Source organism: Klebsiella sp. HN106 (assembly GCF_051209435.1).
In the GTDB taxonomy this organism is placed as follows: domain Bacteria; phylum Pseudomonadota; class Gammaproteobacteria; order Enterobacterales; family Enterobacteriaceae; genus Klebsiella; species Klebsiella oxytoca.
Map to the genome: position 1 here is coordinate 302,940 of NZ_JBLURD010000005.1, position 7,938 is coordinate 310,877.

Consider the following 7,938-nt stretch of genomic DNA (forward strand, 5'->3'; position numbering starts at 1 on the left):
TATGGAAGCCTTATTGCAATTAAAAGGGATCGATAAATCGTTCCCTGGCGTCAAGGCGCTCTCCGGCGCCTCGCTAAACGTATATCCGGGCCGCGTGATGGCGCTGGTCGGGGAAAACGGCGCCGGTAAATCCACGATGATGAAAGTGCTGACCGGCATTTACTCCCGCGATGCCGGTTCGCTGCTGTGGTTGGGTAAAGAGACCACCTTCAACGGTCCCAAATCTTCTCAGGAAGCCGGAATTGGCATCATCCACCAGGAGCTAAACCTGATCCCCCAATTGACGATCGCTGAGAACATTTTCCTCGGCCGTGAATTTGTGAATCGCTTTGGCAAAATAGACTGGAAAACGATGTACGCCGAAGCCGATAAGCTGCTGGCAAAGCTGAATCTACGTTTTAACAGCCAGAAGCTGGTGGGGGATTTATCGATAGGCGATCAGCAAATGGTTGAGATCGCTAAGGTGCTGAGCTTTGAGTCGAAGGTCATCATTATGGATGAGCCCACCGATGCGTTGACCGACACCGAGACCGAATCCCTGTTCCGCGTAATCCGCGAACTGAAATCGCAGGGGCGCGGTATTGTCTATATCTCCCACCGTATGAAAGAGATCTTCGAGATTTGCGATGACGTCACGGTATTTCGCGATGGGCAGTTTATCGCCGAGCGTGAAGTGGCCAGTCTGGATGAAGATCTGCTGATTGAGATGATGGTCGGCCGTAAGCTGGAAGATCAGTACCCGCATCTGGACAAAGCCCCGGGCGCTGTTCGTCTTAAGGTCGACAACCTGTGCGGTTCGGGCGTGGAAAATATCTCCTTTATTCTGCGTCAGGGCGAGATTCTCGGCGTCGCCGGGCTGATGGGCGCCGGGCGCACCGAGCTGATGAAGGTGCTGTACGGTGCGCTGCCGCGCAGCAGCGGTTCGGTCACGCTGGATGGACGCGAAGTTGTTACGCGTTCCCCGCAGGATGGTCTGGCCAACGGAATCGTCTACATCTCAGAAGACCGTAAGCGCGACGGTTTAGTGCTCGGCATGTCGGTTAAAGAGAACATGTCGCTGACCGCGCTGCGTTACTTCAGCCGCGGCGGCGGTAGTCTCAAGCACAAAGATGAACAACAGGCGGTGAGTGATTTTATCCGCCTGTTTAACGTGAAAACGCCTTCGATGGAGCAGGCCATTGGGCTACTTTCCGGCGGTAATCAGCAGAAGGTCGCGATAGCCCGCGGGTTGATGACCCGCCCGAAGGTATTGATCCTTGATGAGCCGACCCGCGGCGTCGACGTCGGGGCGAAGAAAGAGATCTACCAGCTGATTAATCAGTTCAAAGCCGAAGGTCTGAGCATCATTCTGGTCTCTTCGGAGATGCCGGAAGTGCTGGGCATGAGCGATCGCATCATGGTGATGCATGAAGGGCATCTCGGCGGTGAATTCACACGCGAGCAGGCCACCCAGGAAGTATTGATGGCTGCCGCTGTGGGCAAGCTTAATCGTGTGAATCAGGAGTAAAAAAGATGAATAACCCGGCTGTTTCTGGTCGTCGCTACTTCACAAAAGCGTGGCTGATGGAGCAAAAATCGCTGATTGCCCTGCTGGTGCTGATTGCGATTGTCTCGACCATGAGCCCCAACTTTTTTACCGTGAATAACCTGTTCAATATTCTGCAGCAGACTTCAGTTAACGCCATTATGGCGGTAGGGATGACGCTGGTTATCCTGACGTCGGGTATCGACCTGTCCGTCGGTTCTCTGCTGGCTCTGACCGGCGCGGTTGCTGCTTCAATTGTCGGGATTGAGGTCAACGCACTGGTGGCCGTGGCCGCTGCGCTGGCATTAGGCGCGGCTATCGGCGCCGTGACCGGCGTGATTGTGGCGAAAGGGCGCGTGCAGGCATTTATCGCTACGCTGGTCATGATGCTGCTGCTGCGCGGCGTGACGATGGTGTATACCAATGGAAGCCCGGTAAATACCGGCTTTACCGACAACGCCGATCTGTTCGGCTGGTTCGGGATTGGTCGTCCGCTGGGGATCCCAACGCCGGTGTGGATTATGGCGATCGTTTTCCTGGCCGCCTGGTACATGCTGCACCATACTCGCCTGGGCCGTTATATTTATGCGCTCGGCGGTAACGAGGCGGCAACGCGCCTTTCCGGTATCAGCGTGAATAAAGTTAAAATCATCGTCTATTCTTTGTGCGGCATGCTGGCCTCGCTGGCCGGGATTATTGAGGTCGCGCGTCTCTCTTCCGCGCAGCCGACGGCGGGCACAGGATATGAACTGGATGCGATTGCGGCGGTGGTGCTCGGTGGTACCAGCCTCGCGGGCGGTAAAGGCCGTATTGTCGGCACGCTGATTGGTGCGTTGATCCTTGGCTTTCTGAACAACGGCCTGAATTTATTAGGCGTTTCATCCTATTACCAGATGATCGTGAAAGCGGTGGTCATTTTGCTGGCGGTACTGGTAGATAACAAGAAGCAGTAACTGAGAACTCTACAGGACATCTTAACTATGAATATGAAAAAACTGGCGACCCTGGTCTCTGCTGTAGCGTTAAGTGCGACCGTAAGCGCAAACGCGATGGCAAAAGATACTATCGCTCTGGTTATCTCTACCCTTAACAACCCGTTCTTTGTCTCGCTGAAGGATGGCGCGCAAAAAGAAGCGGACAAACTTGGCTATAACCTGGTGGTACTGGATTCCCAGAATAACCCGGCCAAAGAGTTGGCTAACGTTCAGGATTTAACCGTTCGTGGCACCAAACTGCTGCTGATCAACCCTACGGATTCCGATGCGGTGGGTAACGCCGTGAAGCTGGCTAATCAGGCGAAAATTCCGGTTATCACCCTCGACCGTCAGGCGTCAAAAGGCGACGTGGTAAGCCATATTGCATCTGACAACGTGCTGGGCGGTAAGATGGCCGGTGACTATATCGCGAAGAAAGTCGGCGAAAACGCGAAGATCATTGAACTACAAGGCATTGCCGGGACCTCCGCGGCGCGCGAACGTGGTGAAGGTTTCCAGCAGGCCGTTGCTGCGCACAAGTTTAACGTACTGGCCAGCCAGCCGGCAGATTTTGACCGTACCAAGGGTCTGAACGTCATGCAGAACTTGCTGACGGCGCATCCTGATGTGCAGGCGGTATTTGCCCAGAACGATGAAATGGCGCTGGGCGCGCTGCGTGCGCTACAAACGGCAGGCAAATCTGATGTGATGGTTGTTGGATTTGACGGCACGCCGGATGGCGAAAAAGCGGTTAATAGTGGCAAACTGGCTGCGACCATCGCCCAGCTACCGGAGCAGATCGGCGTTAAAGGCGTTGAGACCGCCGATAAAGTGCTGAAGGGCGAAAAAGTGGATACCAGCTACCCGGTTGAGTTGAAACTGGTCATTAAGCAATAATGTGCGATTCGGATCGGCGACGGTCCGAGGGACAACATAATAAAGAAAAGCAGGGCATGCGCCACCGGATCCCGGTGGCGCGCTTTCCGGGAATATTGATTATGAAAACCGCAGGCAAACTTGTCGTCCTTGGCAGTATCAACGCCGATCACATCCTGAATCTCGACGCCTTCCCAACGCCTGGTGAAACCGTTACCGGTCATCACTATCAGGTCGCTTTTGGCGGTAAGGGCGCAAACCAGGCCGTTGCTGCCGGACGCAGCGGGGCTAATATTTCCTTTATCGCCTGTACCGGCGATGACGACATTGGCGAGCGCGTTCGTCACCAGCTGGAAAGCGACAATATTGACGTTTCGCCGGTCAGAGCCGTCACCGGAGAATCAACCGGCGTGGCGCTGATTTTTGTTAACGCTGAAGGTGAGAATACTATCGGTATTCATGCCGGTGCTAATGCCGCGCTCTCCGTTGCGCAGGTTGATGCGGAAAAAGAGCGTATTGCTGGCGCGCAGGCGCTGCTGATGCAGCTGGAATCACCGCTGGAAAGCGTACTGGCCGCGGCGAAAATCGCTCACCAGAATCAAACCTCAGTCATCCTCAATCCGGCGCCGGCACGTGAATTGCCCGATGAGCTGCTCACGCTGGTAGATATCATTACCCCTAACGAGACCGAAGCGGAAAAGCTCACCGGCGTGCGCGTGGAAAGCGACGATGATGCGGCAAAAGCCGCCAAAGTGCTCCATGATAAAGGTATCGGTACGGTGATCATTACCCTTGGCAGCCGTGGCGTATGGGCCAGCTGCGAAGGTGAAGGTCGTCGGGTGCCCGGCTTTAAAGTGCAGGCGGTAGATACCATAGCCGCTGGCGATACCTTTAATGGTGCGCTGGTCACCGCGCTGCTTGAAGGTAGTGAACTGGCGCAGGCGATTCGTTTTGCCCATGCCGCCGCCGCTATCGCCGTCACCCGCAAAGGGGCCCAGCCCTCCGTGCCCTGGCGAAAAGAAATAGACGAATTTTTACGTCAACAGGGGTAACGCTTGGCCACCATGAAGGATGTAGCCCGCATAGCGGGCGTTTCCACTTCGACGGTTTCTCATGTCATCAACAAAGATCGTTTCGTTAGCGAAGCAATTACCGCTAAAGTCGATGCCGCGATTAAAAGCCTGAACTACGCGCCGTCTGCGCTGGCGCGCAGCCTTAAATTAAACCAAACCCGCACCATAGGCATGCTTATTACCGCCAGTACCAACCCGTTTTATTCGGAGCTGGTGCGCGGCGTGGAACGTAGCTGCTTTGAGCGAGGCTATAGCCTGGTACTGTGTAATACCGAAGGCGATGAGCAGCGGATGAACCGTAATCTTGAGACGCTGATGCAAAAGCGCGTCGATGGTTTACTCCTGTTGTGCACTGAAACTCATCAGCCTTCGCCGGAAATTATGCAGCGCTATCCTTCTGTACCGACGGTGATGATGGACTGGGCGCCGTTCGACGGCGATAGCGATCTGATTCAGGATAACTCTCTGCTCGGCGGCGATATGGCGACCCAGTATCTGATTGACCAGGGCTATAGTCGGATTGCCTGTATCGCGGGTCCGCTGGATAAAACGCCAGCCCGATTGCGCCTGGAGGGATATCAGGCTGCGATGACTCGAGCCGGACTTGCGGTACCGGAAGGATATGTGATTAGCAGCGATTTTGAATTTGGCGGCGGATTCAGCGCCATGCAGACGCTGCTGACGCTGTCAGAGCTACCGCAGGCAGTATTTGTCGGTAACGATGCGATGGCGGTGGGCGCCTATCAGGCCCTTTACCAGAGCGGCCTGCGTATTCCGCAGGACATGGCGCTGGTGGGTTATGACGACATCGAACTGGCGCGCTATATGACGCCGCCGCTAACCACAATTCATCAACCGAAAGATGAGCTGGGCGAACTGGCCATCGATGTGCTGATTCACCGCATGGCCGATCCGGGACAAAAACAGCAGCGCGTGCAGTTAACGCCTGAGCTGGTGGTTCGTGGCTCAGCCTAACGCTTATGCCGCTCCTTAATCAGGTTGCGGCCATCTTTTGCTCTTAATAAAGTAAATACCAGCGCCGATACCACGGTGATAGCCCCCATGGTAATAAAGGTGTAATGAAATTGCTCAATGGTATTTGCGCTATCAAATCCTTCATAAAACCTCAGCACCGCCGCGCTAACGGCGACCCCGAGACTGATAGAGAGTTGCTGAGTGACGGCCAGCATGCTGTTGCCGCTGCTGGCGTTTTCATCGGTTAAATCGGCGAGCGTGATGGTGTTCATTGAGGTGAACTGAGTGGACATCGCCATCCCCAGAACGAATAGCGGCAGCAGCAGCATCCAGATCGACAGATCCGGAGATTGCAGCGAAAACTGAGCGATCATCAGGCCGATGAATACCGTGACCCCAACCAGCGTTTTACGGTAGCCGAACCAGCGAAGTATCTGGGTGACGGTTGATTTCGCAATAATGGAACCGATAGCCGTAGGTGCAATCATGCAGCCAGCAATAATCGCCGGATAGCCGAAGCCAACCTGGAGCATCAGCGGCATCAGGAACGGAACGCAGCCGGTGCCCAGGCGCGTGGCCAGGTTTCCCGCGATCCCAACAGAGAAGGTATGCGTCTTAAATAAGGATAGCGAAATGAGCGGTGTGGGATGACGGCGAGCGTGGCGAATATAGGCCCACATTAAAACGATGCTCAGGGCGATAACGGCCAGAGCCATCCAGGTGGCAACAATCTTCTCGCCAAACAGCTCGATTCCACTGGAAAACAGCACCAGGCTCAGGCCAAAGAGGATAAAACCGAGCGTGTCGAAGCGCCGTCGTGGCGTGGTGAAATCCGGCATGTACTTGCGAGCGTAGACGATTCCGATAATGCCGATGGGAATATTAATCAGGAATATCCAGTGCCAGCTTGCCCAGGTCACCAGTACGCCGCCGAGCACGGGGCCGAGGATAGGGCCGACCAGGCCAGGCATGGTGACGAAGTTGAGTACCGGCAGCAGTTCGCTGCGCGGATAGGCGCGCAGTAACGCCAGCCTCGCAACCGGCATCATCATCGCTCCGCCGATGCCCTGAATGACGCGGAAGATAACCAGTTCCATCAGGGAGTTGGAAAGCGCGCAGGCCAGGGAACCGAGGGTAAACAGGCTGACGGCGATGATAAATACTTTCCGCGTGCCGAAGCGGTCGGCCAGCCAACCGCTGACCGGGATAAGCATGGCTACCGTCAACGTGTAGCTGATAATGGCCGATTGCATCGCAAGCGGTGAACGGTTAAGGCTATGGGCGATAGCGGGAAGGGCCGTATTCAGAATGGTAGCGTCAAGCGCCTGCATAAAAAAAGCCATCGCTGCGATCCATGGCAGCCCGGCCATACTGCGGGCTTTCTTTTTGGTCATTCGATACCTTTACTATTTGTCGGAATGGTTGGGGGCACTCAACAACGCCTGGCAGGCGCTCAGCGCTCGCAAGCCGTCGCTATCCAGAATGGCATCAACGATTGCCTGATGGAGATCCAGCTTCACCACTTCATTTTGGGTAATCGAAGTGAAGTAGGTGTGGTAAACCGAATGAAATAAAGAAGCGAAAGAGGTCAGGAAAGGATTGCCGCTCATTTCATATATATGTTCATGCCAGGCCATATCGACCTCAATCCAGCGCTCGCGCTGAAAGTTCCTCTTTAGCTCAACCATCTCCTCCATCAAAGCGTTGAGTTGAGCCTTCTGCTCCGGCGTGCCTGAGGTTGACGCCAGAAAACAGGCTTGGGGCTCCAGGCTTTCGCGCATAACGAGGAAATGGCCGACAACTTCAGCGAAATTATCTTCCGTTAACCACCATGCGAGTAGTTCTTTATCGAGAAAGTTCCAGCTGCTGCGGGGCATCACCCGCGTTCCGATCCGTGGACGAGGTAAAAGCATCCCTTTCGCAGCAAGCGTTTTAACCGCTTCACGCACGGCCGTACGGCTCACGCCAAACTGCTCACCCAGTTCCATCTCTCCGGGAAGGATACTTTCTGGCGGGTATTCCCCGGTCAGGATTTTTTGAGCTAGTTTCTCCGCTAATACCCAGGAGATGTTCTTTTGTGCCGCCAACTGCTGTGCGCTTAAAGACATAAATGCCGTTCCTTTCTCTTTTTTACCTTATCAGTATGCCATCTGGCGGCGTGCTTCGTTGGTTAAAACGGCAAAACGCCGCTTTTTTGCTACATTACACGGCGTAATGATGAAAAAAGAGGCGGTTGAAAAGTTTTTTGAAATTTCCCCTTGTCACTTCGTAATTACTCCCTATAATGCGCTCCCACTGACACGGAACAACGGCTTACAGCCCGCCGGGTCAGCGGGATTCAGCGATGAATACCGGCAGAGAAAAGCGAAATTAAACGCTTGACTCTGAATGAGGAAAGCGTAATATACGCCACCTCGCAACGGTGAGCGAAAGCCGCGTTGCACTGCTCTTTAACAATTTATCAGACAATCTGTGTGGGCACTCAAAGTGACATGGATTCTTAACGTCTTCGGAC

At 54.5% G+C, this 7,938-nt stretch carries 7 protein-coding genes; 5 read left to right on the forward strand and 2 right to left on the reverse strand.

The genetic code is table 11. The annotated features are described in order from the left end of the window. The first annotated feature begins 1 nt into the window (after position 1). From rbsA to rbsR, 5 genes are all read left to right on the forward strand, one after another. The gene (gene rbsA / locus ACSIPU_RS15675; protein WP_004107317.1) at positions 2-1,507 is read left to right on the forward strand and encodes a ribose ABC transporter ATP-binding protein RbsA; all 1,506 of its coding nucleotides are present in this window, start codon (positions 2-4) and stop codon (positions 1,505-1,507) included. Between the two features lie 5 nt (positions 1,508-1,512). Further along, positions 1,513-2,478, forward strand: coding sequence for a ribose ABC transporter permease (gene rbsC, locus ACSIPU_RS15680; protein WP_004855792.1), 966 nt, complete (start codon positions 1,513-1,515; stop codon positions 2,476-2,478). 27 nt (positions 2,479-2,505) lie between these two features. After that, on the forward strand, positions 2,506-3,396 hold the full coding sequence (rbsB, locus tag ACSIPU_RS15685) for a ribose ABC transporter substrate-binding protein RbsB (protein WP_195606984.1): 891 nt from the start codon (positions 2,506-2,508) through the stop codon (positions 3,394-3,396). 98 nt (positions 3,397-3,494) lie between these two features. After that, complete coding sequence (gene rbsK / locus ACSIPU_RS15690; RefSeq protein ID WP_024274853.1) at positions 3,495-4,427, forward strand: ribokinase; 933 nt, start codon at positions 3,495-3,497, stop codon at positions 4,425-4,427. A gap of 12 nt (positions 4,428-4,439) precedes the next feature. Then, positions 4,440-5,423, forward strand: a complete 984-nt coding sequence (gene rbsR / locus ACSIPU_RS15695; RefSeq protein WP_004107325.1) for a ribose operon transcriptional repressor RbsR — start codon at positions 4,440-4,442, stop codon at positions 5,421-5,423. Here the strand turns inward: rbsR and mdtD are convergent. Both mdtD and ACSIPU_RS15705 read right to left on the reverse strand, forming a co-directional pair. After that, the gene (gene mdtD, locus ACSIPU_RS15700) at positions 5,420-6,817 is read right to left on the reverse strand and encodes a multidrug transporter subunit MdtD (protein ID WP_004107327.1); all 1,398 of its coding nucleotides are present in this window, start codon (positions 6,815-6,817) and stop codon (positions 5,420-5,422) included. The genes rbsR and mdtD overlap by 4 nt on opposite strands. A 12-nt stretch (positions 6,818-6,829) precedes the next feature. Next, positions 6,830-7,531, reverse strand: a complete 702-nt coding sequence (locus ACSIPU_RS15705; RefSeq protein WP_004107328.1) for a FadR/GntR family transcriptional regulator — start codon at positions 7,529-7,531, stop codon at positions 6,830-6,832. Between the last annotated feature and the right edge of the window lie 407 nt (positions 7,532-7,938).

Coding starts and splice junctions, on each gene's coding strand:
- ACSIPU_RS15705 (WP_004107328.1), bottom strand. CDS start 7,531: ATGTCTTTAAGCGCACAGCAGTTGGCGGCACAAAAGAACATCTCCTGG.
- mdtD (WP_004107327.1), bottom strand. CDS start 6,817: ATGACCAAAAAGAAAGCCCGCAGTATGGCCGGGCTGCCATGGATCGCA.
- rbsR (WP_004107325.1), top strand. CDS start 4,440: ATGAAGGATGTAGCCCGCATAGCGGGCGTTTCCACTTCGACGGTTTCT.
- rbsB (WP_195606984.1), top strand. CDS start 2,506: ATGAATATGAAAAAACTGGCGACCCTGGTCTCTGCTGTAGCGTTAAGT.
- rbsC (WP_004855792.1), top strand. CDS start 1,513: ATGAATAACCCGGCTGTTTCTGGTCGTCGCTACTTCACAAAAGCGTGG.
- rbsA (WP_004107317.1), top strand. CDS start 2: ATGGAAGCCTTATTGCAATTAAAAGGGATCGATAAATCGTTCCCTGGC.